A 344-nucleotide genomic window follows, 5' to 3' on the forward strand; every position below is an offset into this window, starting at 1 on the left:
CTCACGCGGGTGATGGGCTACACGCTGGCCAAAACCGCCATCGAAGGCTACACCCGCTGGATGGCCACCGAGCTGGGCCTGCGCTACGGCGGCGGCATCCGCATGAACGCCCTCGCGCCCGGCGTGTTCCTCACCGAGCAAAACCGCGACCTGCTCGTCGCCGCCGACGGCTCGCCCACCGAGCGCGCCCGCAAGTTCATAGCCCACACGCCCTTCCAACGCTTCGGCGAGCCGGAGGAGCTGACCGGGACGCTGATTTACCTGCTCAGCAACGCCTCCCGCTTCGTGAACGGCGAAACCGTACTGGTTGACGGCGGCTTCAACGCTTTTAGCGGGGTGTAACA

At 66.6% G+C, this 344-nt stretch carries 1 protein-coding gene; it reads left to right on the plus strand.

Annotation, left to right across the window (positions count from 1 at the left end; translation table 11 throughout):
• Positions 1 to 342, plus strand: a 342-nt coding sequence (locus J4G38_RS24375; protein ID WP_226163792.1) for an SDR family oxidoreductase, incomplete at its 5' end; no start/stop codon positions are given.
• Positions 343 to 344: the final 2 nt, after the last annotated feature.

The organism is Hymenobacter terricola (assembly GCF_017921975.2).
GTDB classification, from domain to species: domain Bacteria; phylum Bacteroidota; class Bacteroidia; order Cytophagales; family Hymenobacteraceae; genus Hymenobacter; species Hymenobacter terricola.